This window comes from Pseudonocardia alni (assembly GCF_002813375.1).
GTDB classification, from domain to species: Bacteria; Actinomycetota; Actinomycetes; order Mycobacteriales; family Pseudonocardiaceae; genus Pseudonocardia; species Pseudonocardia alni.
In genome coordinates, this window is record NZ_PHUJ01000003.1 from 347751 (window position 1) to 372315 (window position 24565).

Sequence of the window (24565 nt, forward strand, 5' to 3'; positions counted from 1 at the left end):
AGGAGCCCCCGTGCTGACCGACGAACCGCCCCGCCCGCTGCACACCGTCCTCGTCGCCAACCGCGGCGAGATCGCCGTGCGGGTGATCCGCGCCGCCCGCGACGCCGGCCTGCGCAGCGTCGCCGTGCACGGTGGTCCGGACCGCGACGCGCTGCACGTCCACGCCGCCGACGCCGCCGTCGCGCTGCCGGGCGACGACGCCGCGTCGACCTACCTCGACGCCCGCGCGCTGGTCGCGGCGGCCCTGTCCGCGGGCGCCGACGCGGTGCACCCCGGCTACGGGTTCCTCTCCGAGGACGCCGGGTTCGCCGACGCCGTCGTCGCCGCCGGACTGGTGTGGATCGGGCCGCCGCCGGACACCATCCGGGCGCTGGGGGACAAGGTCGCGGCCCGCCGGATCGCCCGCGAGGTCGGTGCCCCGCTCGCGGCGGGCACCCGGGACCCGGTCCGTGACGAGGGCGAGGTCCGGGCGTTCGCCGAGGAGCACGGGCTGCCGATCGTGGTGAAGGCCGCCTTCGGCGGCGGCGGGCGCGGCCTGAAGGTGGTGCGCGACGCCGCCGGCATCCCGGAGGCGTTCGCAGGCGCCGTCCGCGAGGCCACCGCGGCGTTCGGACGCGGCGAGTGCTTCGTCGAACGGTTCCTCGACCGGGCCCGGCACGTCGAGGCCCAGGTGCTGGCCGACGCGTACGGCACGGTGCAGGTCGTCGGGCTGCGGGACTGCTCGCTGCAGCGCCGCAACCAGAAGCTCGTCGAGGAGGCACCTGCCCCGTTCCTCACCGCGGCCCAGGAGCGGGAGCTGCGGGGGTCGGCGGCGCGCATCTGCGCGGCCGCGGGCTACGTCGGTGCGGGGACCGTCGAGTACCTGCTCGGCGGGGACGGGACCCTGTCCTTCCTGGAGGTCAACACCCGGTTGCAGGTGGAGCACCCGGTCACCGAGGAGTCCACCGGGATCGACCTGGTGGCCGAGCAGTTCCGGATCGCGGGCGGCGCGAGGCTCACCGGCGGGCCGGTGCCCGACCGCGGCCACAGCATCGAGTTCCGGCTCACCGCGGAGGATCCGGCCGCCGGGTTCGTGCCCACACCCGGGCCGCTGCGGGTGTTCCGGATGCCGTCCGGCCCCGGCGTGCGGGTGGACTCCGGCGTCGTCGAGGGCGACGCCGTCGACGGCCGGTTCGACTCGATGTTCGCCAAGCTCGTGGTCACCGGCCGGGACCGGCCGCAGGCGCTCCGCCGCGCCCGGCGCGCCCTGGCCGAGGCACGGATCGAGGGGGTGCCGACACCGCTGCCGTTCTACCGTGAGGTCGTCGTCGACCCCGACTTCACCGGCGACGGTCACACCTTCGCCGTGCACAACCGGTGGATCGAGGAACGGCCCGTCGCCGTCGGGCCCGGGCCGGTCGGCGACATCCTCACCGTGCGGGTCGGCCGCAGTTCGCTCCCGGTCCCGGTGCCCGGCCTGGCGGTGCTCGGCGACACCGCGGCGAGGATCCGGCAGGAGTCGGCGGCGCTGCGGCGGGCGGAGACCGCGGGCGCGTCCGGGCCGGTCGTGACCGCACCGATGCAGGGCACGATCGTCGCGGTCGCGGTCACCGACGGCACCCGGGTCGCCCGCGGCGACCTGGTCGCGGTGCTGGAGGCGATGAAGATGGAGAACCGGGTCCTGGCCCACCGCGACGGGACCGTCCGCGGCCTCGCCGTGGCGCCCGGGGACGCGGTCAGCGTCCGCTCGGTGCTCTGCGAGATCGACCGGTGAGCACCCGGGCACGGTCCTGCTCCGGGGGACCCGGCGCCTAGGATCGGCTCATGGAGCAGGAGTGGGTCCCGCAGGAGGGGACCGGGACGCCCGACGGCTTCGCCCGGCTGTGGACCCCGCACCGGCTCGCCTACATCCAGGGCGCCGGTGACACCGGCTGCCCGTTCTGCCGGATCGCCCGGGGGGACACCCTGGGCGACTCGACGGACCCGGACGCGGACAACCTCGTCGTCGCCCGCGGGGACGAGGTGTTCGCGCTGCTCAACCTGCACCCGTACAACCCGGGGCACCTGATGGTGCTGCCCTACCGGCACGTCGCGGACCTGGAGGACCTCACCGACTCCGAGGCGGGCGAGCTGATGGCGTTCACCCGCCAGGCGGTCGTGACCATGAAGCGGATCGCGGCGCCGCACGCGTTCAACGTGGGGCTCAACCTGGGCCACGTCGCGGGCGGCTCGCTGGCCGAGCACCTGCACCAGCACGTCGTCCCGCGCTGGGGCGGGGACGCGAACTTCATCGCCGTCGTCGGGCAGACGAAGGTGATCCCGCAGCTGCTCGCCGAGACCCGCGACCAGCTGGCACAGGCGTGGGAACCGCCACGTCGCTGACTCCGGCCGCGCCGACGGCGGGCGGACCCGGTGTCGGACTACGCTGGCAGCGTCCCCCACCGCCGCCGTCCTGCACGGGAGCACGCAGCCGCCGATGCTGAACCTGTTCGCCCGCGCGCACGTCAACCGGCTCACCGACCCCGTCGGGCGGGCCCTGATCGACCGTGGTGTCAGCCCGGACACCGTGACCGTGCTCGGCACCGTCGGGGCCGTGACCTGCTCGTTGGCGTTCCTGCCGACCGGCCTGCTGGCCCTCGGCGCGGTGCTGGTCACCCTCTTCGTGCTGACCGACCTGATCGACGGCGCGATGGCCCGCGCCCGCGGGCACGGCACCCCGTTCGGGGCGGTGCTCGACTCCACCTGCGACCGGATCGTCGACGGCGCCCTGTTCGCCGGGCTCGCCTGGTGGGCGCTGACCGGCGGGGCCGAGCCCCTGGCCGGCGCCGCCGCGCTGGTGGCCCTGGTCGGTGGCCAGATCGTGTCGTACGTCAAGGCCCGCGCCGAGTCCGTCGGGCTCACCGCCGAGGGCGGCCTCGTCGAACGCGCCGAACGGCTCATCCTCGGCCTGGTCGGGGCGTTCCTGTCCGGCATCGGGGTGCCGTGGGCGCTGACCGTCACCCTCGTCGTGCTGGCGATCGGGACGGCGGTGACCCTCGGCCAGCGGATCCTGGCGGTGCGGCGCAGCTCCCGCGAGGCACCGCGTGCCTGACCTGCGGACGCGCACCGCCGACGCGTTGAGCGCCGCCGGGTACGCGGCGGGCTGGCGGGTCGCGGGGCGGCTCCCGGCCGGCGTCGCCGGACGGGTGTTCGACGCAGGCGCCGCGCTCGCGGTCCGCCGCGACGGCCCCGGGGTGCGACGGCTGCGGCACAACCTGCGCCGGGCCCGTCCCGACGCGACCCCCGCCGAGCTCGACGCACTGGTCGCCGCCGGGATGCGCAGCTACGCCCGCTACTGGCGCGAGGCGTTCGCACTGCCCGGCCTCGACCCCGCCGCGGTGCACGCCGCGATGCACCCGCACGCCCACGGCGTCGCCGGCGCGCTGGCGGCCACCCGGTCCGGGCGCGGGGTCGTGTTCGCCCTCCCGCACGCCGGCAACTGGGACCTCGCCGGGCTCTACCTGCTGCGCGAGCTCGACCGGCTCGGGCTCGAACCGGCGCTGACCACCGTCGTGCAGCGGCTGCGCCCCGAGCCGCTGTTCCGCCGGTTCCTCGCCTACCGGCGCGCGCTCGGGTTCGAGGTCGTGACCGCCGACGACCCCCGCGCCGCGCACCGCGCGCTGACCGGGCGGCTGCGCCGCGGCGGGGTCGTCTGCCTGGTCGCCGACCGCGACCTGACCGGCACCGGGACCGGCGTGACGTTCCTCGGAGGGCCCGCCCGGCTGCCGTCCGGCCCGGCGCGGCTCGCCCGGCTCACCGGCGCCGCGCTGCACCCGGCCTACCCCTACTTCACCGACGACGCCTGGGGCGTCGAGGTCGGCGTGCCGGTCCCGCCCGGTCCCGGCGCCGTCCAGCACCTCGCCGACGCGTTCGGCGACATGATCGCCCGCCGTCCGTGGGACTGGCACATGCTCCAGCCGGTCGGCACGGGATGAGGATCGGCATCGTCTGCCCGTACTCCCTCGACGTCGCCGGGGGCGTGCAGCGCCACGTCCTGGACCTGGCCGCCGCGCTGCGCACGCTCGGGCACACGGTCGAGGTCCTGGCCCCGACGACCGGCACCGCGCCCGAGTTCGTCACCCCGGCCGGGCGGGCCGTCGGCGTCCCCTACAACGGCTCCGTCGCCCGCGTCGCGTTCGGCCCGCTGACCCGCCACCGCACCCGGCGCTGGCTCGCCGCGCACGACTTCGACGTGCTGCACGTCCACGAGCCCACGACCCCGTCGGTGTCGGCGCTCGCGCTGCTCGACGCCCGCGGACCGGTCGTCGCGACCTTCCACACCTCCACCGAGCGGTCCCGGGCCCTCGCCGCGTTCGGACCCGTGGCGCGCCCCCTGCTGGAGCGGGTCACGGCGCGGATCGCGGTGTCGGCGACCGCCCGCCGGGTCCAGGTCGAGCACCTGGGCGGGGACGCCACCGAGATCCCCAACGGCGTCGACCTCGCCCGGTTCGCCCACGGGCCGGCACTGGACCTGCCGCCCGCCGTGCGGGTCGGCTACGTCGGTCGCTTCGACGAGCCCCGCAAGGGCATGCCGGTGCTGCTGGCCGCGCTGCGCCGGGTCGTCGCCGACCGCCCGGACGTGCGGTTGCTCGTCGTCGGCCGCGGCGACGGCGACCGGCTGCGGCGCGCCGCGGGACCGGGCCTGGCGGGCCGGATCGACCTGCTCGGGCCGGTCGACGAGGCGACCAAGGCCGCCGCGCTGCGCTCGGTCGCGGTGTTCTGCGCACCGCACCGCGGCGGGGAGAGCTTCGGGATGGTGCTGACCGAGGCCATGGCCGCGGGCGCCCCGGTGCTGGCCGCGGACCTCGAGTCCTTCCGTGCCGTGCTCGACGACGGCCGCGCCGGTGCACTGTTCCCACCCGGCGACGCTGCCGCCCTGGCCGCCGCGCTCACCCGCCTGCTCGACGACGGGACCGCCCGCGCCCGGCTCGCCGCCGCCGGGCGGGACCGGGCGCGGCGCTACGACTGGCCGGTCGTGGCCTCCGACGTGCTGCGCGTGTACCGGGCCGCGATCGCCGGCGCGCCACGGCCGCTCGTGCGCGGGGGCGCGCGGTGAGCACGGCCGTCGTCGCCGGGGGAGTGGTCCTCGCGACGCTGCTGGTGGCGGCTCTCACCCTGTGGTGCGTGACACGGGTCCGACGCCTGCACCGGCTGCATGTGCGGGTCGACGCCGCCCGGGCCGGGCTCGCCGCGGCGCTGGACTCCCGGGCCCGGGTCGCGCTCGCCCTCGCCGACGCCCTCGGCCCCGCCGCACCGCCGGACCTGCGCCGGGCCGCCGATGCCGCGCTGGCACTGCCCGCTCCGGCCCCGGACGGCCGGGACCCGGCCGGGAGCCGCGCCGCCCGCGAGGCCGCGGAGAACGCTCTGACCAGGCAGCTCGCCGTCGTCGGGCGGGGGTCGGCCCGGTCGGGGCCCTGCGATGACCTCGCCGATGCCGAGGCACTGGTCGTGCTGGCCCGCCGGGTGCACAACGACGCCGTCCGCGACACCCGTGCCCTGCGGTCGCGGCGGCTGGTGCGGCTGCTGCGGCTGCACGGCACCGCACCGGAGCCGGTGTACTTCGAGATCGCCGATCCGGAACCGCCGCGTTCACCTGCGCGACCTCACGTAGAATCGCCACGCAGTCCGACCGTCATGTGAGGAGCTCCGATCACCCGTGTCCGCAGCTGAGAACACCCCCGACACCGCCGGTCCGCAGCACGGCACCGCGCGGGTGAAGCGCGGGATGGCCGAGATGCTGAAGGGCGGCGTGATCATGGACGTCGTCACCCCGGATCAGGCCAAGATCGCCGAGGACGCCGGGGCCGTCGCCGTCATGGCCCTGGAGCGCGTCCCGGCCGACATCCGTGCCAACGGCGGCGTGGCCCGCATGTCGGACCCGGACATGATCACCGGCATCGTCGAGGCCGTGTCCATCCCGGTCATGGCGAAGGCCCGCATCGGCCACTTCGTCGAGGCCCGGGTCCTGCAGTCCCTCGGCGTCGACTACATCGACGAGTCCGAGGTGCTGACCCCGGCCGACGAGGCCCACCACATCGACAAGTGGAGCTTCACCGCCCCGTTCGTCTGCGGTGCCACCAACCTCGGTGAGGCCCTGCGCCGCATCTCCGAGGGTGCGGCGATGATCCGCTCGAAGGGTGAGGCCGGCACCGGCAACGTCGTCGAGGCCACCCGGCACATGCGCTCGATCCGCGCCGAGATCGGCCGGCTCGCCTCGCTCGACGCCGCCGAGCTCTACATCGCGGCCAAGGAGCTGCGCGCCCCGGTCGAGCTGGTCGCGGAGGTGGCCCGCACCGGGAAGCTGCCGGTCGTGCTGTTCACCGCCGGTGGCATCGCGACCCCGGCCGACGCCGCGATGATGATGCAGCTCGGCGCCGAGGGCGTGTTCGTCGGCTCCGGCATCTTCAAGTCCGGCGACCCGGCGCAGCGCGCGTCGGCGATCGTGAAGGCCACGACCTTCCACGACGACCCCGAGATGATCGCCAAGGTCTCCCGCGGTCTCGGCGAGGCCATGGTCGGCATCAACATCGCGGACATCCCCGAGGAGCAGCGCTACGCCGCTCGCGGCTGGTAAGCCCCCCCGGCTCCGCCCCGAGAGCCCCGTCCGGCACCCCGCCGGACGGGGCTCTCGTCGTTCCCGGCCCCGCTGCCGCACAGGTTCCGTACGCGCCGCACGGGTCCGGACCCGTGCGGCGCGTACGGAACCCGTGCGGCGGGGGACGGGACCGGGTACGGGCCACGGTCCGGTGACCCGATCGGTCCCTCGGACGCGTGGGGTGTCCGTTCCGGCCACGTTCTGCGGTCGCTCGGTGGAGGGGTTGCCTACTCGATGTGGTGACACAGGTGCTCGTGGTGACTCTGTGGCATCTAGCGTTCCGTGGGGATCAGGAGACCACTGTTGCGGAGGAGCCTGATGGGACGCTCTGTGAGAGTCGTGGCGATCGCCGCCGCGATGTTGATCAGCTTTCCGGCTGCGGCGTTCGCGGACACGGGGGACGGCCGACCGGGCGCGACGACGACCGCGGACTGCCCCACGACGGGTACCGCCCCGGGTGGGGGAGTCGGTTCGGGTGGTCCGGCCACCGGTGGTGACGGACGCGCCGGGTCGGGGAAGCCCGGCGCCTCCGCCGCCCCCGGGGCGGCCGGGCCCGAGGGGGACGGGCCGGGGGGCGATGACGGCGGCGCGGGCGGCGACGACTCCGGCTCCGGCGGCCACGGGGGATCGTCGGGATCGGGCGGCTCGGGGAACGACGCCGGGTCCGGTTCGGGTGACGACCGTGGCTCCGGCTCCGCCCAGGGCTCGGGTTCCGGTGGGGACTCCGGCGACACGACATCGGGCGCGGGCGACTCCGGCACCGGCGACAAGAAGCAGGACTCCGCCGATGACCGGAAGCCGGGCGGAGACCAGGGTTCCGGCGACGACCACGGCTCGGGCGGGGATCAGGGTTCCGGCGACGACACGGCCCCCGACACGGGCTCGGGCGACGACACGACTTCGGGCGACGACACGACTTCGGGCGAGGACGGCGCTCCGAGCGGCGACCGCGGTCCGGCCGGCGACCAGGGCGGTCCGGCCGGCGACCGGGGCGGCTCGGCCGGCGACCAGGCCGGCGCCCCGGGATCACCCGCTGACACGACCTCGGCGAACGCGACCCCGGGCACCGCGCCCGGTGGCGCCGCGACCACCCCGGCCGACGAACCGGCCCCCGGTGCGACCCCCGCCCCCGTGGACTGCACCGCCGGCGCAGCCCCGGCAGCCCCGGCAGCCCCGGCGGCCCCGTCCTACCCGGGCGCGGCGACCACCGCCGCCGTCGCGCACGGCTGGGGCGAGCCCACCAAGGTCGACGACTTCGACGGCGACGCCCTCACGGGCTGGAGCCCCTACGACGGACCCGGCCACGGCGGGGAGGGGAAGCGGTCCCCGTCGGCGATCTCGGTCAAGGACGGTCTGCTCACCATCGACGGCGACGCCGACGGCACCACCGGCGGCATGGCCTGGTCCGACGGCAGCCAGAAGTACGGCCGCTGGGAGGGCCGGGTGCGGGCGCCCGCGTCGGACCCGTCGTACAACGCGTTGCTGCTGCTCTGGCCCACTGCCGAGAACTTCCCGGTCGGCGGTGAGATCGACTTCATGGAGATGACCGACCACACCCGGCAGAAGACCAACCTGTTCCTGCACTACGGCGAGGACAACTCCCAGGTCCAGGGTTCGGTCGACATCGACGCGACCCAGTGGCACAACTGGGCGGTCGAGTGGACGCCGAAGGGTGTGACCGCCTTCGTCGACGGCAAGCAGTGGTGGCACACCGACGACACGTCGGTCCTGCCGCCCGGGCCGATGCACCTGACGATCCAGCTCGACTGGTTCCCCAAGGGCGGCGGCGCCGTGAAGCCCTCGGAGATGCAGGTCGACTGGGTCCGCCAGTACGCCCTGCCCGAGTCCGAGAAGGGCGGCGACGACTCCGGCGACGCGGGGGGCAACGACGAGGGGCTCCTCGACGGACTGCTGCACCGCATCACCGAGGGCGGTCCGGACCGGGAGCCCGGCTCGGCGACCCGCGGGGCGAGCGGTACCTGATCAGCGGTACTCCATGACCATCACCGCGGTCGCGCCCGGGGTGAGCGCGCGGTAGGAGTGCGGGCGGTCGGCCGGGAACGTCAGATGGTCCCCCGGGTCCAGCTCGACCTCCTCGCCCTCCGGCCCGATCACCCACCGGCCCGCCGACACCACCACGTGCTCGACGGTGCCGGGGGAGTGCGCGTCGGCGGCCCGGGGCGGCCCCGGCTCGCAGGTGGCCAGGTGCAGGTCGCGGCGCGCCCCCGGCGGGCACGGGGACAGCAGTGCTCCGGTGTAGGCGGCCTCCTCCGACCGGATCGCGGGACGGTCGGCGAACCGCACCACCCGCACCGGCGACGACGGCGGCTCCACCAGCGCGCCGAACGGGACCCCGGCGACGACCGCGATCGCCCAGAGCGTCTCCACACTCGGGTTGCCGGTCCCCGCCTCCAGCTGCGACAACGTCGACTTCGCGATGCCCGCCCGGCGGGCGAGCTCGGCCGAGGAGATGCCGAGGCGCTCCCGTTCCCGGCGGATGGCCGCCGCGATCGTTGCGAGCGGTGGCTCAGGCGTTCGATTCATCGGTCTCCTCGTTCGACTTGACGAACACAGCCGCTGTTGTTCACTGTATCGGGCATGCGTTCGATACAGCGAACGACCCGCGGGGACGTCCGCGACGCCGTCACCATCTCGGTGGCCGTCGCGGTCGTCGGGGTCTCCTTCGGCGCGCTCGCGCCGGCCGCCGGGTTGTCCCCGGCCATGACGATGGCGATGTCGCTGCTCGCGTTCGCGGGCGGCGCCCAGCTGCTCGTCACCGGAGTGCTGGCCGCCGGGGGCGGTGTGTGGGCCGCCGTCGCCGCGGGGCTGGTGCTCAATCTGCGGCACCTGCCGTTCGGCCTGGCCCTGGCCCGTCACCTGGGCGGCGGCTGGGCACGGCTGCCCGCGGCGCACGTCGTCACCGACGAGTCGACGGCGTTCGTCCTGGCCCGTACCGACGTCCCCGGGCGGGGATGGCGCGCGTTCCGCATCCTCGGCGTCGCGAAGTACCTCTGCTGGCAGCTCGGCACCGCGGCCGGTCTGGTGCTCGGGGCGAGCGTCCCTGACCCGGCCGCGTTCGGGCTCGACGCCGCCTTCCCAGCCGCGCTGCTGGCCATGCTCGTCCCGATGCTGCGCCGGGTCGACGCCCGTCGGGTCGGCGCGGCCGCCGCCACCCTGTCGCTGGCCTGCTCGCCGTTCCTGCCCGCGGGCCTGCCCGTGCTGGCCGGTCTGCTCGGCGTCGGGGCGGCCGGCCGGACCACGGGGGAGCAGCCGTGACCGTCGCCGCGCTGCTCGTCCTCGCCGGCGGGACCTACCTCATGCGGCTGCTGCCGCTGGTCCTGCACGACCGGGTCGCCCTGTCCCCGCGCACCGTGCGCCTGGTCGAGCTGGGCGCGGTCGGGCTGCTCGTCGCGCTCGTCGCGACCGGCACCTGGTTCGAGGGGGCCGGGTTCGCCGGCTGGGCCCGCCCGGCCGGGGTCGCCGTGGCCGCCGGTGCGCTGCTGCTCCGGGTGCCGTTCGTGCTGGTCGTCGTCCTCGCCGCGGCGACGACGGCCGGGCTGCGGCTGGCCGGGATCGCCTGAGCCGGTCGTCACCCCGGCGCGCGCCCCGCGCCGGGGACCGCGAGGATCGACCCATGCACGTGCTCGTCCTCGGCGCCACCGGCTACGTCGGCTCCCGGCTCGTCCCGCGCCTGCTCGACGCCGGCCACGACGTCCGGGTCCTCGCCCGCACCCCGGGCAAGCTGGCCGCGCACCCGTGGGGCGACCGGGTCGACGCGGTCCGTGGCGACGCCCGGGACCCGGCCGACGTGCGCCGGGCCTGCGAGGATGTCGACGCCGTCGTCCACCTGGTGCACGCCATGGACGGCCCCGGCTACGCCGACCGCGACCGCACCGCCGCGCATGCGCTGGCCGACGGCGCCGCCGCGGCCGGTGTACGCCGCATCGTCTACCTGGGCGGACTGCAGCCCGAGGCCGGCACCCGGCGGGTGTCGCAGCACCTGTCCTCGCGCCGAGAGGTCGGGGACATCCTGCTCGCCGGGCCCGTCCCGGCCGCCGTGCTGCGGGCCGGGATCGTCGTCGGCACCGGCTCGGCCAGCTTCGAGATGATCCGGCACCTCACCGAGACCGCGATGGGCGGTCCGCTGGTCCTGCCGCTGCCCGACCGCGCCTGGAACCGGATCCAACCGATCGCCGTCGACGACGTGCTGTACGACCTCGTCGGCTGCCTCGACCTGCCCGCCGGGGTGGACCGGGCGTTCGACGTCGGCGGTCCCGACGTGCACACCTACCGGTCCCTGATGAGCGAGTTCGCCGCCGAGGCAGGGCTGCTGCGGCCGTTCCCGGTGCCCGTCCCGCTGTCCGCGCCGCGGCTCACCGCCCGCGCCGTCGCCGCGCTCACCCCGGTCGGCCGCGGGCTGGCCGAGCCGCTGGTCGAGTCCATGCGGCACGACCTGGTGGCCGACCCCGACGACCTCGCGGCCCTCGACGCGCTCATCGGCACCCCGCCCGGCGGCCGGACCCCGTACCGCACGGCGGTCCGCCGCGCTCTCGACGGCGTCGGCGCGGCCGGGCCGGGGCCGTCCGACCCGCCCGGCACCGGTCCGCTGGAGTGGTCGACGACCGACAGCCGCGACGTGGCCGCTCCCGCCCGCTCCGTCTGGTCGGTGATCGAGACGCTCGGCGGCCCGCACGGCTGGTACACCGTCCCGGGCGTCGCGACGCTGACCGGCCACCTCGACGTCCTCGCCGGTGGGCCCGGTGTCGTCCCGCGCCGGCACGGCGACGGCCCGGCCCGGCTCCTCCCGGGTGAGTCCCTGGACCGCTGGACCGTCGAGACCGTCGAACCGGGGCGGCGGCTGGTGCTGCGCGCCGCGGACCGGCTCCCCGGCGACGCCCGGCTCGAGCTGGCCGTCACCCCGACCGACCGGCTGACCAGCCGCTACACCCAGACCCTGCGGTTCACCCCACGCGGGATGGCGGGGCGGCTGGGATGGCTGGCGGCCTACCCGTCGCAGCGCTTCGTGTTCGCGGTGATGGCGCGGACCCTCGCCGGGGTCGCCGAGACCCGCTACCGGCGCGACGTCCGCGCCCTCTGACCCCTCCGGGGTGCCCCCAGGGGAACTCTCGTAGCGCTCTAAGCCACGAGAGTTCCCCTGGGGGCGACGGGGGCGGCGCCTCAGTCCCGGCTGCGGGCCTGCGCCACCTGCTCGGCGCGGTCCTCGGCCGCGAGCCGCGTCAGCTCGGCGCCGGCCTCGGGGTCGCGGGTGAGGTTCTCGCCCGACTCCGGGTCGAACACGTGGATCTTCCGCGCGTCCAGCCAGAACTCGGCGTCGCGGCCCTCCCGGATCCGGCTGGTCGAGTCGATCGACACGATCGCCTGCGTGCGCAGCTGATCGGCGTCGAGCTCCCGCGACAGCTCCTTGAGCTTGGTCTCCACCTCGGCCGGGGCCTCGTAGGGGATGTAGGCGTACTGCGAGTCGCCCAGCCACTCGGTCACGTCGACCTTCGCGGTGAAGGTCGACCCGACGTGCTTCTTGGCCTCGTCGACCAGTGACGCGTCCTCGAAGTACTCCGGCCGGATGCCGACCAGCACCAGCTCCCGCCCGGCGACCTTCTCGGCGCGCGCGGCGTCGAGCTCGATCGGGCCGAACGGCGTCTCCAGCTTGTTCCCGGCCACGGTCGCGGGCAGGAAGTTCATCGGCGGCGACCCGATGAACCCGGCGACGAACAGGTTGACCGGCTGCTCGTAGAGCTCGCGCGGCGAGGCGACCTGCTGGATGACGCCCTTGCGCAGGACACAGACCCGATCGCCGAGGGTCATCGCCTCGGTCTGGTCGTGTGTGACGTAGACGGTGGTGATTCCGAGGCGGCGCTGCAGGCGGGCGATCTCGGTGCGCATCTGCCCGCGCAGCTTCGCGTCCAGGTTGGACAGCGGCTCGTCGAACAGGAACGCGTCGGCGTCACGGACGATGGCACGGCCCATCGCGACCCGCTGGCGCTGACCGCCGGACAGGTTCGCGGGCTTGCGCTGCAGGTGCTCCTGCAGCTCCAGGACCTTCGCCGCGGTGTCGACCTTCTGCGTGATCTCGTCCTCGGGCGCCTTGGCCAGACGCAGCGGGAACGCGATGTTCTCGAAGACCGACAGGTGCGGGTAGAGCGCGTAGTTCTGGAACACCATGGACAGGTTGCGGTCCCGCGGGGCCTTGTCGTTGACGCGGCTGCCGGCGATGACCATGTCACCGGAGGTGATGTCCTCCAGACCGACGATCATCCGCAGCAGCGTCGACTTCCCGCAGCCGGACGGGCCGACGAGGATCATGAACTCGCCGTCGGCGATGTCCATGCTCACGTCGTTCACGGCGGGGAAGCCGTCCCCGTACTTCTTCACGATGTTCTTCATCTCGATCGACGCCATGGCCGGTCGGTTCCTCTCTCTGTGTACGGGGCGTCAGCCCTTGACGGCGCCGTTGGTCAGACCGGCGACGATGCGCCGCTGGAACAGCAGGACGAGCACGACGACGGGGATGGTCACGATCACCGCGGCGGCGGCGATCGGGCCGTTCGGCGACTCGAACTGCGAGGCCCCGGAGAACAGGCCCAGCGCGGCCGGGACCGGGCGGGACGCGCCGGTCGAGGTCAGCGAGATGCCGTAGGCGAAGTCGTTCCAGGCGATGAAGAACGCCAGGATCGCGGTGGTGAACACCCCGGGCGTCGCCAGCGGGACGATCACCTTGCGGAACGCCTGCCAGGTGGTGGCGCCGTCGACCTGCGCGGCCTGCTCCATCTCCCACGGGATCTCGCGGAAGAACGCCGACATGGTCCAGATCGATAGCGGCAGGGTCAGCGACAGGTAGGGGATGATCAGGCCGGGCCAGGTGTCGTAGAGCCCGATCTGGCGCCACAGGTTGAACAGCGGCGTCACGATCGAGATGACCGGGAAGATCGCCACCGCCAGCGCGGTCGACAGGATCAGCTTCTTGCCCCGGAAGTCGAGCCGGGCGATCGCGTAGGCGGCGAACATCGACAGCACGCACGCCAGGAACGTCGCGATGATGCAGATGCCGAAGGAGTTGCGCAGCGCGGGCAGGAACAGCCCGGCCGCGTCCCCGACGAGGATCTGGGAGTAGTTGTCCCACGACACCGAGGTCGGCAGGAACTGCGTGTTGGCGATGTCGTCGCTCGACTTCAGCGACAGCGACACGATCCAGCCCACCGGGAACAGGGCGTAGACGACGATCGCGATGCCGGCGACGATCCAGAGGACTCTCTCGCGGGTGGACATCACTTCTCCCCTCGGGCCTGGGACAGGTCGACCTTGAACCCCTTGATGAACCCGATGCAGATGATCACGACGGACAGGAACAGCAGCACCGACACCGCGGAGCCGAGCCCGATCTCGACGCGGGCGATGGTCTGGCGGTAGGCCAGGAACGACACCGTCTCGGTGCTGTTCGCCCCGGCCGTCATCACGAACACCGAGTCGAACACGCGGAACGCGTCCAGGGTCCGGAACAGCAGGGCGACCATGATCGCCGCCTTCATGTTCGGGAGGGTGACCTTCCACATCCGCTGCCACCAGGTCGCGCCGTCGACGCGGGCGGCCTCCTGCAGCACGTCGGGCACCTGGGCCAGACCCGCGAGCAGCAGCAGCGAGATGAACGGGGTGGTCTTCCAGATCTCGGCCAGGCAGATCACGAACAGCGACGAGCCGGTCGAGCCGAACCAGTCGGTCTCGGCCGAGATCCCGGGCAGCCAGCCGAACCAGGAGTTCACGAAGCCCGAGTCGAGGGAGAACGCGTACTGCCAGGCGAACGCCGACACGACCGTGATGACCGCGTAGGGGATCAGGATCGCGGCGCGCAGCACCGGCCGGATCGCCCTGAGCGCGTTCATCATGACCAGCGCCAGCAGAAAGCCCAGCACCAGCTCGACCGCGACGGTGACCACGGTGATGAACACCGTGACGCCGAAGGAGGTCCACCAGATCGAGTCGGTGAGGATGACCGCGTAGTTCTTCAGGCCGACGAAGGAGATGTTGTCCGGGTCGGTCAGCCGGTAGTCGAACAGCGAGTAGTAGACGGCCTGGATGATCGGGTAGGCCGTCACCAGCAGCATCACGGCGAACGCCGGGCCCGCGAGGTACCAGCCGAGCTTCTGCTCGGCCCGGCTGCGGTCACTGGCACCGCGCGGGGCCGGGGAGGCCCCGGTCCCGGTCCCGGGCCGCTCGGTCGTCGTGGTCACAGCAGCTCCTCCTTGGCGAGGACCGCCTTGATCAGCGCGGCGGTCGCGGGGCCGACGGTCGGCGGGTCGATGCCCGCGGTCGGGTGGTAGGTGCGCTGGATGGACTCGGAGACCTCGCTGTAGTACGCCGTCTGCGGGCGCGGCTTGGCCTGCTGCAGCGACTGCGCGATGACCGGGGCCATCGGGAACTTCTTCACCACGTCCGGGTCGGTGAACACCGAGATCCGGGCGGCCGGGTTGCCGTTGGTGAGGAAGTACTGCTTCTGGTTCTCGGTCGAGGTGATGCACTCGGTGGCCTGGTAGGCCAGGTCGGTGTGCTTGCTGAAGGCGCCGACGCCGAGGTTGATGCCGCCGTAGGGCGGGGCCGAGGGCCTGCCGGCCTCGGTCTGCGGGTAGAGCGCCCAGCCGAAGTCGTCCGGCGTGGACTGCGGGACGGTCCCCTCCTCGACGGCGCTGTTGACCTTGCCCCACACGAACGGCCAGTTCACCTGGAACATCGCGTCACCGGACTGGAAGGCGTTGGAGTTCTCGTCCTCGGAGTTGGTCGAGAAGCCGGGACCGCCGACGGCCGAGACCGCCTTCATGATCTCGGCGGCCTTCGTCGCGGCGGGGGAGTCCAGGCCGAGCTGGACGCCGTCGGGGTCCTGCGGCGAGGCGTTGGTGACGATCTGCCCGCCGCCGCCCTCGACCAGCGCGTTCAGCCAGACGGTCAGCGACTCCGCGCGGATGCCCTGCGCGGCGATGATCGAGTTCTTGGCCTGCGCGGTCGCGACGACCTGGTCCCAGGTGACCGGCTTCGACAGGTCCAGCCCGGTGCCGGCGACCTGCGACTTGCGGTACCAGAGCAGCTGGGTGTTGGCCCAGAACGGCACCGTGACCAGCTCGCCGTTCCAGCTCGCGCCCTCCTTCGCGGAGTTCACGATCCCGGCGGTGGTCCGCTGCGCGACGTCCTCGGGCACCGGGGCCAGGAACTTCGCCTCGGCGAACTCGGGGATGTAGGGCGGGTCGATGGACATGATGTCGATCGAGCTGTCGTTGGCCGCGAGCCGGCGGATCAGCTGCTGACGCTGCTCCGCGGACTGGCGCGGCAGCACCGACACCGCGATCTGGTACTGCCCGTTCGACGCCGCCGAGCAGCGCTGGGCGATCTCCGCCTGCCCTCCGTCGTCGGGGTTGATGTACCAGTTGAGGACCGGCGGGCCCGCGGGTGCGCCTCCGCAGCCCGCCAGCAGGGCGAGGGCGACGGTGGCCGCACCGGCGGCCAGCGTCCTCCTCCACCGTGTGCGACGCATGGTCAACTCCGAACTCCCGTGTCCGATACCGCTGCTGTGTCCTGTCGCTCGCCGGCGACGTTGGAAGCGTTTCCAACCGAGACTGTGAGCCTTTCACCCAGGAGTGTCAAGACTCACATCGGTCGGGCTGGTAGGCGACGATCCTTACTGATCGACAGGCGATGGTCCAGCGCAGTCGGATAACATCCGCTCTTGCAATCGCTTCCAGCTTTGGGCATACATGTGTGGTGCCCGAACCGGTCAACCTGGCCGACGTGGCCCGGCTGGCCAAGGTCTCACCGGCCACCGCGTCACGCGCGCTCAGCGATCACCCCCACGTCGCCGAGGCCACCCGCGCCCGCGTGTGGGAGGCCGCGCGCGCCCTGGAGTACGTCGTCAGTCCGGATGCCTCCGGGCTCGCGCGGGGCACCACGGGGCGGATCGCCGTCGTCGTCCCGCACCTGTCGCGGTGGTGGTTCGGGGCGGCGCTGGAGGGGTTGTCCGAGGTGGTGCGCGAGGCCGGGCGCGACGTGCTGCTCTACCACCTGGGCGACGCCGCGGCCCGGCGCGCGTTCTTCGCCGAGCTGCCCGCCCGCCGGCGTGCCGACGCCGTCGTGCTGCTGGGGTTCGGTGTCGACGACGCCGAGCGCGCCCGGCTGGAGCGGATCGGCGTCGGCATCGTGTCGGCGGGGACCCGGATCGGCAACCACCCCTCGGTGTCGATCGACGAGTGCGTCGCCGGTCGCCAGGCCGTCGACCACCTGCTCCACCTCGGACACCGGAGGATCGGGATGATCGTCACCACCGACCCGGAGCTCGACCCGGGCCAGCCCGAGGGGCGTGCCGCCGCCTACCGGACGGCGCTCGCCGACGCCGGCGTGGAACACGACCCCGCCCTGACGGTGAGCGTGCCCTGGAGCCCGGAGGGCGGGGCGCGGGCGATGGGGGAGCTGCTCGGGCTGTCCGACCCGCCGACGGCGGTCTACGCCCACACCGACGAGGTCGCCCTCGGCGCCGTCGGCACGCTGCGCCGGGCCGGGCTCGCGGTGCCCGGCGACGTGTCGGTCATCGGTATCGACGACCACCCGCTGGCCGCGCTGACCGATCTGTCCACCGTGGCCCAGCCGGCGGCCGAGCAGGGTGCCGTCGCGGCCCGGATGGCGCTGGCGACGCTGGCCGGCGAGCCGGTCGAGCCGGTCGCGACCCTGCCGACCCGGCTGGTCATCCGCGGCTCCACCGCCCCACCGGCCCGCGGCGTGCGGGGGGTGTCCTGAATGGACGCGCCGCCGGAGCTGGTGCTGCGGGCCCCCGGCCCCGAGCTGATCGCGCTGCCCTGGAACGAGCCGCTGGAACGGTGGGACGAGATGCGGGTCCCGCTGCGCGACATGGAGGTCGGCCCCAGCCGGCACCTCGTCCGTTTCGTCGAGGCCGACGGTGCACTGTGGGCGCTCAAGGACATGCCGGAGCGGATCGCCCGTCGCGAGTACGACGTGCTGCGGCGCCTCGAGCACCAGTGCCTGCCCGCGGTCCGCCCGGCCGGGCTGGTGAACCAGCCGGCGCACGAGACCGCGATCCTGGTGACCCGCTACCTCGCCGGGTCCTGGCAGTACCGCAGGCTGTTCCTGCGGCTGCCCCCGAACCGGCCGCGGCACCGCGCCCGGCTGTTCGACGCGATGATCTCGCTGCTGGTCGAGTTGCACCGGCACGGCGTGTTCTGGGGGGACTGCTCGCTCAACAACACCCTGTTCACCCGCGACGGGCAGACCCTGCAGGCCTTCCTCGTCGACGCCGAGACCAGCGAGGTGCACCCGGACGGCCTGTCCGACGGTCAGCGCGAGCACGACGTGACGATCCTGGTCGAGAACATCGCCGCCGGGATGATCGACCTCGCGACCTCGCTGGAGCGCCCGCCGGAGATGATCCCGCAGCTCATCGACGAGGCGACCGCCCTGCCCGAGCGCTACCGGGAGCTGTGGGAGGCGCTGCACACCTCGCCGGTCTTCGCCTTCGGCGACCGCTACCGCGTCGAGGGCGCCATCCGCGAGCTCAACGACCTGGGCTTCGCCGTCGACGAGGTGTCCCTGCTCCCGATCGGCGACGGCCGGTCGCGGCTGCACATCGCCGTCGGCGACCGCAACTACCACTCCGAGACGCTGCGCAGGCTGACCGGTGTCGGCGTGGGGGAGGGCCAGGCCCGGATCCTGCTCGGCGACCTCAACGCCCACCGCGACTGGATGCAGCGGCGCACCGGTCACCCGGTGTCGGAGCGCGCGGCCGCCCACAGCTGGATCGACCACTGCCTCGAGCCCGGATCGGCCCGCGCGCACGCCGCGCTCGGCGGAGCCGGCGATCCGGTGCAGGCGTACTGCGACCTGCTGGAGGTGCGCTGGCTGTTGTCCGAACGGGCCGGCGCCGACGTCGGCAACGAGACCGCGCTGGCCGCCCTCGGCGGGCACGCCCCGACCGACTCGGCGGCCAAGATGGCCGTCGCCGACGCCCCCACCGGGCCGCTGCCGCGGATCCCCGCGGACGACGCCGACGAGCGGTGACGCGCGTCGTCACATCGTTGACGCCACGGTAACCACACTCCCGGCGGTACTGTTCCGGGCCGTGTCCATTCCCGGTCCCGGTTACGCCATCACCGCACGCGTCGACGCCCCCGCCCACCCCACCTCGGCCGGTGACCTCACCGCCGCCGTCGGCCAGGTCGGTGGCGTCGTCACCGCCTTCGACGTCGTCGAGGCGCGCACCGAGAGTCTCGTCGTCGACATCTCGGTCAACGCCCGCAACACCGAGCACGTCGAGGAGATCAAGACGGCCATCGAGCAGCTCGAGGGCTTCTCGGTCCGCAAGGTCTCGGACCGGACCTTCCTGCTCCACCTCGGCGGCAAGATCGAGGTGCGGTCCAAGGTGAACCTCCGCACCCGTGACGACCTGTCGCGCGCCTACACCCCGGGCGTCGCGCGGGTGTCGATGGCGATCGCGGAGAACCCGTCCGACGCCCGGCGCCTGACGATCAAGCGCAACACCGTCGCCGTCGTCACCGACGGGTCCGCGGTGCTCGGCCTGGGCAACATCGGCGCCGCCGCGGCGATGCCGGTGATGGAGGGCAAGGCGGCGCTGTTCAAGCAGTTCGCAGGAGTCGACGCCTGGCCGGTCTGCCTCGACACCCAGGACACCGAGGAGATCATCCGCACCGTCCAGCTGATCGCCCCCGGCTACGGCGGCATCAACCTGGAGGACATCGCCGCGCCGCGCTGCTTCGAGATCGAGCGCCGGCTGCGCGAGCTGCTCGACATCCCGGTCTTCCACGACGACCAGCACGGCACCGCCGTCGTCGTCGTCGGCGCCCTGCGCAACGCGCTGCGCGTGGTCGGCAAGAAGTTCTCCGACATCCGCGTCGTCGTCTGCGGCGTCGGCGCGGCCGGGTCGGCGATCATCCGGCTGCTCGGCTCGGAGCAGACCGCCGACGTCGTCGCGGTCGACGTGGACGGAATCGTCCACACCGGACGCGAGGGGATGGACGACAACCTCGTCTCGATCGCCGCGCAGACCAACAAGGACGGCAAGCAGGGCACCCTGGCCGACGCGCTCGTCGGGGCCGACGTCTTCATCGGGGTCAGCGCGCCGAACCTGTTCGGCGAGGACGAGCTGCGGACCATGAACGACGACTCGATCGTGTTCGCACTGGCCAACCCGGACCCCGAGGTCGACCCGACGCTGGCGATGCGCCACGCCGCCGTCGTCGCGACCGGCCGGTCGGACTACCCGAACCAGATCAACAACGTGCTCGCGTTCCCCGGTGTGTTCCGCGGGCTGCTCGACGCCCAGGCGCACGACATCACCGACGAGATGATGCTCGCCGCGGCCGAGGCGATCGCCGACGTCGTCGCCGAGCCGAACCCGTCGTTCATCGTGCCGAGCGTGTTCGACACGAGCGTGGCCCCGGCCGTCGCCGAGGCGCTGCGCGGTGCCGCCGCGAAGCAGGCGAAGCGCGGCGAGGTCGAGGCGGGCTGACCGGCTCACCGGGGGACGACCACCCCGGGCGGCGCGGGCACGGGGACGTGCTCGGCGGGGGAGGCCGCCGCGGCGACGAGTACGGCCAGCGCCACCGTCGTCCCGAGCGCGAACCGGCGGGGTCGCGGCACGCGCACCGGGCGCGCCGGGGCGTCCGGCACGGGCACGGCCGTCACGAACGCGGCCGCGGCGTCGTCGAGGCCCCGGCCCTCGGCGGCGGCGGCACGGACCGCGCCCGCCGTCGCGACCGGGAGCGGCAGCTCGACGGCGGTCGCGACCGGGATCGGCAGCCGGTGCACCCCGATCCGGTAGGTCCGCGCCAGCCCGCTGCGCTCCGGGTCGCCCAGCGCGGGCCCGCAGAACAGCACCAGCGGTGCCCCGGCGCCGGCCCGCCAGCCGTGCTCGCCCTCGACGACGAGACCCCACAGCGCGACGCAGCCCAGCACGGTGCCGGGACCGAACCCGACGCCGCCGACCCGGGCCGGGTCGCGGACCGCGTGCACACCGCAGGTGCAGGCCGGGTCCGGTGCCTCGTGTCCGCGCAGCTCGCAGTGCGCGGCGAGGGCGCCGCCGGGCGGCCACTCGGTGGCCACGTGCACCGGGGACCGCAGCCGCGGCGCGGTGGGCGGGCCCGCGACACGCCAGCACCGCCAGCCGACGACGACGCCCGCGACGTCCGGTGCGGCGCCGTCCGACGGTGTGGTCAGCGCGGGGCACACACCGGTTCACCGGCCCGGTCGGGGACCCGCCGTGGCATGCCGTCCGGGACCGGCGCGACCGGTGTCGCCGCCCCATCGGTCGGCGGGTGCGCCGGCGCCCGGTCCGGGTCGCCCGGCGCAGCCAGGGGTTCGGCCCGGAAGACCCGCACCGTCGCTCCGATGTCCATGACGCCCCACCCCCGTGTGCCCGGGCGGGGCCGTGCCCGGCACCGCGCGAAGGCCCAGGATCCGTCCTGCACCCCGGGGCGCGGCACCGCCGTACGGTGCCGCGGCTCACCCCCGGACGGGCGGTTACCGCAGGTCGCACGGGTCTAGGCTGGCGTGCATGGCGGTGAGGATCGGTGTGCTGGCCCTGCAGGGCAACGTCCGCGAGCACGTGGCGGCGCTGACCGCGGCGGGCGCCGAGGCCGTGCCGGTCCGCCGTGCGTCCGAGCTGGCCGCGGTGGACGGCATCGTCCTGCCCGGCGGCGAGTCGACGACCATGTCCAAGCTGCTCGACACCTTCGAGCTGCTGGAGCCGCTGCGGGCCCGGCTCCGCGACGGGCTGCCCGCCTACGGATCGTGCGCAGGCATGATCCTGCTGGCCGAGGAGATCCTCGACGGCCGCCCCGACCAGCACCAGCTCGGCGGGCTCGACGTCGTCGTGCGGCGCAACGCCTTCGGCCGCCAGGTCGACTCGTTCGAGACCGATCTGGACTTCACCGGGCTCATCGGTGGTCCGGTGCACGCGGTCTTCATCCGCGCCCCGTGGGTGGAGAAGACCGGCGGCGACGTCGAGGTGCTCGCCTCCGTCCCGGACGTCACGAGCGCCGGTGCCGACGCCGGTGAGGCGGCCGGGCGCGCGGTCGCGATCCGGCAGGGCCCGGTGCTCGCCACGTCGTTCCACCCCGAGCTGACCGGGGACCGGCGGGTGCACGCGCTGTTCGTCGACATGGTGCGCGCCGCAGGCTGACCCCCCACGGGGGTGGGGGATACCCCAGGTCCACCGGGGGGAGCGCCGTGTGGGCCGGCCGGCCCGGCGCGGGGACCCTGGAGAGCATGACCACCACCGTCGTGCCCAGCGGGTCGCGCCCCGTCCTGCCCTCCGCGGTGGACCTCAGCGTCGCGCTGTGGCTCGGCGCGATCCTGGCCGGGCTCGCCGAGTCCCTGGTCCGGCTGGCCGCACCGGTGCCGCCCACGACCGGGGAGCTGGCCGTCCGCGCCGGGATCTACCTGGTCCTGGGCGTGGTCGTGCTGCAGCTGCGCTCCGGGCACGGCGTGTACCGGTGGACCGTCCTCGGCGTGCTCGGTGTGCTCGGGACGGCCTCACTGGTCGTCGAACCGGTACGTGCCCTCGCCGACGGGGGCTCGGTCGGGCTGTTCCTGGTGTCCGCGACCGCGCCCGAGCTCGTCGCGGCGGCGCTGCGCGGGCTGCACGTGGCCGAGGTGGTCGGCGCCGTCGTGCTGCTGTTCCACCCCGCCGCACGGGCCTTCTACCGGACGACCTCACCCTCGACGACGGTCGTCGCCACGCCTGCGGGGATCCGGTAGCGGATCAGCCGGGAGCTGTTCGCGACGACCGCGACGCTGGAGGCGTTGTGCAGGATCGCCGCGACCACCGGTGACATCGCCCCGCCCGCGGAGACCAGCAGCCCGGCCGCGTTCACCGCGATCGACATGCCGTAGTTCTGCCGGATCAGGGTGATCGAGCGCCGCCCCAGGTCACGCAGGTCGAGCAGCGCGTTGAGGTCGTCGGCGGCCAGCGCGACGTCCGCGGTCTCGACCGCCACGTCGGTCCCGGCCACGCCCATCGCGATCCCGATGTCGGCCAGCGCCAGCGCGGGGGCGTCGTTCGTGCCGTCACCGATCATCGCGACGGTGTGGCCCTCGGCCTGCAGTGCCCGGACCACGTCCTGCTTCTGCTCGGGCATGACCTCGGCGCGGTACTCGGTGATGCCGAGCTCCTCGGCGACGGCCTTCGCGGTCTGCGGGTGGTCGCCGGTGAGCATGACGATCCGGGTGACGCCGTCGGCGCGCAGCCGTTCCAGCACGTCGCGGGCCTCGGTCCGCACGGTGTCGCGCAGCGAGACCAGGCCGACCAGCGCGCCGTCGACGGCGAGCAGCAGGGGCGTCTCCGAGGCCTTCTGCAGTCGCCGCACCCAGTCCGCGGCCTTGCGCGGGACCGTGACGCCCTGGGCGCGGAGCAGGTCGCGTGAGCCGATGAGCAGTACCCGGCCGTCGGCCTGGACCCGCATGCCCTGGCCGAGCAGGACCTCGCACTCCTCGTGCGGCGGGATCTCGATCCGCCGCTCCTCGGTGGAGCGGATGACCGCCTGTGCCAGCGGGTGCCGGGAGTGGATCTCCGAGGACGCGGCGTAGGCCAGGACCTGCTCGGGCGCCCAGTCGTCGTGGAAGGAGATGACGTTGGTGACGACCGGGCGGCCCTGGGTGAGCGTGCCGGTCTTGTCGAACACCACCGCGTCGACCCGGCCGGCCGCCTCGAGGTGCGCGCCGCCCTTGATGAGGATGCCGCGCCGCGCGCCGTTGCCGATCGCCGCGGAGATCGCCGTCGGGGTGGACAGGCCGACCGCGCACGGGCAGGCGATGAGCAGCATCGTCATCGCGCGCCGCACGTCGCGGGTGACGACCAGGGTCAGCGCCGAGAGCAGGAACGAAGCCGGCACGAACCGGCGGGAGAAGTTCTCGCCGACGGTCTGGATCGGGGCCCGGTCGCCCTGGGCCTGCTCGACCCGGTCGATGATCCGCCCGATCGCGGTGTCCTGCCCGACGGCGGTGGCGCGCACGACGATCCGGCCGCGCAGCAGCACCGACCCGGCGTGCAGGACGGCCCCGGGGGCGACCGAGACGGGCAGTTGCTCGCCGGTGATCGCGGCCTGGTCGACCACGCCCTCCCCGTCGACGACCTCGCCGTCGACCGGGAGCACGATCCGCTCGTGCACCACGACCTCGTCACCCACCGACAGGTCGGCGATGTCGATCTCGATCTCGGTGCCGCCGGCCAGCCGGGTCCAGGTGCGGGTGGTGGCGCCGGTGAGGAGCTCGGAGATCGCGCGCCGGGAGCGTCGCAGCGTCAGGTCCTGCAGGTACTCGCCGATGTTGAGCAGCCACAGCACGGTCAGCGCGACGACGTTCTCGCGCAGCACGAGACTGGCGACGGTCGCCGCGGACACGAGCGCGTCGGTGCCCGCGCCCTTCCCGCCGGCCAGCGAGCGGAGCGCGCCGCGCAGGAACGGGTAGCCGGTGAAGATCGTGACGCCGGTGGCGACGGTGCGGCTGGCCGGCCCGAGCAGCGGCGGGCGGCGCAGCGCGTAGCGGCGGAAGCCGAGTGCGGCGAGCGCGACCCCGCCGACGACCAGCCGGGCCAGCTCCCCGTTGTGCTGGTCGGCCGAGCGAGGGGTGCGGGCCGCGGTGGCCTCGGGCTCGGCGCCCAGACCCTTGCCGATCGCCTCGACGAGTTCGACCCGGTCGCAGCCCGGGCGGTACCAGACGACGACGTTGCCGGTGCGCGGGTAGGCGTGCACCTGCCGCACCCCGCCGACGTGGTCCAGCTCGTCCTCGACGGCCACGGCCAGCGCGGTCCGCCCGCGCAGGGCCGGGACGGCGAAGCGGATGCGGCCCGCGGCGTCGCTGAGGACGGTGGCGTCCGGGCCGGCGGTGTCGGTGCTCACGGTCTCGCTCGTCTCGCTCGTCGTGCCCGGAGGG

The 24565-nt window shown here is 74.2% G+C and carries 23 protein-coding genes; 16 read left to right on the forward strand and 7 right to left on the reverse strand.

All coding sequences use genetic code 11. The features are described from left to right. Window positions 1–10 precede the first annotated feature (10 nt). The 8 genes from ATL51_RS02830 (at window position 11) to ATL51_RS02865 (ending at window position 8596) form a co-directional block, all read left to right on the forward strand. Window positions 11–1753: an acetyl/propionyl/methylcrotonyl-CoA carboxylase subunit alpha gene (locus ATL51_RS02830; protein WP_100877568.1), complete on the forward strand. Its 1743-nt coding sequence runs from the start codon at window positions 11–13 to the stop codon at window positions 1751–1753. 50 nt (window positions 1754–1803) lie between these two features. Beyond that, window positions 1804–2361, forward strand: a complete 558-nt coding sequence (locus ATL51_RS02835; protein WP_073574632.1) for an HIT family protein — start codon at window positions 1804–1806, stop codon at window positions 2359–2361. Window positions 2362–2455: 94 nt separating this feature from the next. Further along, complete coding sequence (pgsA, locus tag ATL51_RS02840) at window positions 2456–3070, forward strand: phosphatidylinositol phosphate synthase (RefSeq protein ID WP_100877569.1); 615 nt, start codon at window positions 2456–2458, stop codon at window positions 3068–3070. Beyond that, window positions 3063–3953: a phosphatidylinositol mannoside acyltransferase gene (locus ATL51_RS02845; protein WP_301548865.1), complete on the forward strand. Its 891-nt coding sequence runs from the start codon at window positions 3063–3065 to the stop codon at window positions 3951–3953. Before pgsA ends, ATL51_RS02845 begins: the two co-directional genes overlap by 8 nt. After that, window positions 3950–5074 carry a glycosyltransferase family 4 protein gene (locus ATL51_RS02850; protein WP_100877570.1) on the forward strand — a complete coding sequence of 375 codons (1125 nt, stop codon included), beginning with the start codon at window positions 3950–3952 and terminating at the stop codon, window positions 5072–5074. The genes ATL51_RS02845 and ATL51_RS02850 overlap by 4 nt, the downstream gene beginning before the upstream one ends. Next, the gene (locus ATL51_RS02855; RefSeq protein WP_100877571.1) at window positions 5071–5658 is read left to right on the forward strand and encodes an NUDIX hydrolase; all 588 of its coding nucleotides are present in this window, start codon (window positions 5071–5073) and stop codon (window positions 5656–5658) included. The genes ATL51_RS02850 and ATL51_RS02855 overlap by 4 nt, the downstream gene beginning before the upstream one ends. A 16-nt stretch (window positions 5659–5674) precedes the next feature. Next, complete coding sequence (gene pdxS, locus ATL51_RS02860; protein WP_073574636.1) at window positions 5675–6592, forward strand: pyridoxal 5'-phosphate synthase lyase subunit PdxS; 918 nt, start codon at window positions 5675–5677, stop codon at window positions 6590–6592. A 339-nt stretch (window positions 6593–6931) separates the two neighbouring features. Beyond that, a complete protein-coding gene (locus ATL51_RS02865; RefSeq protein ID WP_157818204.1) occupies window positions 6932–8596 on the forward strand; it encodes a glycoside hydrolase family 16 protein in 1665 nt (554 codons plus the stop codon). On the opposite strand, the gene ATL51_RS02870 is transcribed toward ATL51_RS02865, so the two are convergent. Next, a complete protein-coding gene (locus ATL51_RS02870) occupies window positions 8597–9157 on the reverse strand; it encodes a helix-turn-helix domain-containing protein (protein ID WP_100877573.1) in 561 nt (186 codons plus the stop codon). It abuts the gene before it with no gap. 54 nt (window positions 9158–9211) lie between these two features. Here ATL51_RS02870 and ATL51_RS02875 point away from each other — a divergent pair, with 54 nt between their 5' ends. From ATL51_RS02875 to ATL51_RS02885, 3 genes are read left to right on the forward strand one after another with little or no spacing between them, the layout of a single operon-like run. Further along, entirely contained in the window at window positions 9212–9889 is a 678-nt protein-coding gene (locus ATL51_RS02875; protein WP_100877574.1) for an AzlC family ABC transporter permease, read from the forward strand. Further along, window positions 9886–10194: an AzlD domain-containing protein gene (locus tag ATL51_RS02880; protein WP_062395725.1), complete on the forward strand. Its 309-nt coding sequence runs from the start codon at window positions 9886–9888 to the stop codon at window positions 10192–10194. Before ATL51_RS02875 ends, ATL51_RS02880 begins: the two co-directional genes overlap by 4 nt. Before the next feature lie 53 nt (window positions 10195–10247). Continuing rightward, window positions 10248–11711 (forward strand): DUF2867 domain-containing protein, encoded by a 1464-nt coding sequence (locus ATL51_RS02885; protein WP_100877575.1) that lies wholly within the window; start codon window positions 10248–10250, stop codon window positions 11709–11711. 80 nt (window positions 11712–11791) lie between these two features. Here ATL51_RS02885 and ATL51_RS02890 read toward each other — a convergent pair whose 3' ends face one another. The 4 genes from ATL51_RS02890 to ATL51_RS02905 are packed head-to-tail and all read right to left on the reverse strand — an operon-like array spanning window position 11792 to window position 16148. Continuing rightward, window positions 11792–13030 (reverse strand): ABC transporter ATP-binding protein, encoded by a 1239-nt coding sequence (locus ATL51_RS02890; protein WP_100877576.1) that lies wholly within the window; start codon window positions 13028–13030, stop codon window positions 11792–11794. A gap of 33 nt (window positions 13031–13063) precedes the next feature. Next, window positions 13064–13897, reverse strand: coding sequence for a carbohydrate ABC transporter permease (locus ATL51_RS02895; RefSeq protein ID WP_100877577.1), 834 nt, complete (start codon window positions 13895–13897; stop codon window positions 13064–13066). Beyond that, window positions 13897–14856 carry a carbohydrate ABC transporter permease gene (locus tag ATL51_RS02900; protein WP_100877578.1) on the reverse strand — a complete coding sequence of 320 codons (960 nt, stop codon included), beginning with the start codon at window positions 14854–14856 and terminating at the stop codon, window positions 13897–13899. Before ATL51_RS02900 ends, ATL51_RS02895 begins: the two co-directional genes overlap by 1 nt. After that, window positions 14853–16148 (reverse strand): extracellular solute-binding protein, encoded by a 1296-nt coding sequence (locus ATL51_RS02905; protein ID WP_100877579.1) that lies wholly within the window; start codon window positions 16146–16148, stop codon window positions 14853–14855. Before ATL51_RS02905 ends, ATL51_RS02900 begins: the two co-directional genes overlap by 4 nt. A gap of 227 nt (window positions 16149–16375) precedes the next feature. Between ATL51_RS02905 and ATL51_RS02910 the strand changes: the two genes are divergently transcribed. The 3 genes from ATL51_RS02910 to ATL51_RS02920 all read left to right on the forward strand — a co-directional run bounded on the left by ATL51_RS02910 (window position 16376) and on the right by ATL51_RS02920 (window position 20144). Next, complete coding sequence (locus ATL51_RS02910; protein ID WP_208622904.1) at window positions 16376–17401, forward strand: LacI family DNA-binding transcriptional regulator; 1026 nt, start codon at window positions 16376–16378, stop codon at window positions 17399–17401. Continuing rightward, window positions 17402–18676, forward strand: a complete 1275-nt coding sequence (locus ATL51_RS02915) for a DUF4032 domain-containing protein (protein ID WP_100877581.1) — start codon at window positions 17402–17404, stop codon at window positions 18674–18676. It begins immediately after the preceding gene. Window positions 18677–18737: 61 nt separating this feature from the next. Next, window positions 18738–20144, forward strand: coding sequence for an NAD-dependent malic enzyme (locus ATL51_RS02920; RefSeq protein WP_100877582.1), 1407 nt, complete (start codon window positions 18738–18740; stop codon window positions 20142–20144). A gap of 5 nt (window positions 20145–20149) precedes the next feature. Here the strand turns inward: ATL51_RS02920 and ATL51_RS02925 are convergent, their stop codons facing one another. Then, entirely contained in the window at window positions 20150–20863 is a 714-nt protein-coding gene (locus ATL51_RS02925) for a hypothetical protein (RefSeq protein WP_100877583.1), read from the reverse strand. Between the two features lie 325 nt (window positions 20864–21188). Between ATL51_RS02925 and pdxT the strand changes: the two genes are divergently transcribed. Together pdxT and ATL51_RS02940 are read left to right on the forward strand one after the other, a co-directional pair. Continuing rightward, on the forward strand, window positions 21189–21815 hold the full coding sequence (gene pdxT, locus ATL51_RS02935) for a pyridoxal 5'-phosphate synthase glutaminase subunit PdxT (protein ID WP_073574646.1): 627 nt from the start codon (window positions 21189–21191) through the stop codon (window positions 21813–21815). Window positions 21816–21901: 86 nt separating this feature from the next. Further along, a complete protein-coding gene (locus ATL51_RS02940; protein ID WP_157818205.1) occupies window positions 21902–22393 on the forward strand; it encodes a hypothetical protein in 492 nt (163 codons plus the stop codon). Here the strand turns inward: ATL51_RS02940 and ATL51_RS02945 are convergent. Next, a complete protein-coding gene (locus ATL51_RS02945; protein WP_100877586.1) occupies window positions 22336–24531 on the reverse strand; it encodes a heavy metal translocating P-type ATPase in 2196 nt (731 codons plus the stop codon). The genes ATL51_RS02940 and ATL51_RS02945 overlap by 58 nt on opposite strands. Window positions 24532–24565: the final 34 nt, after the last annotated feature.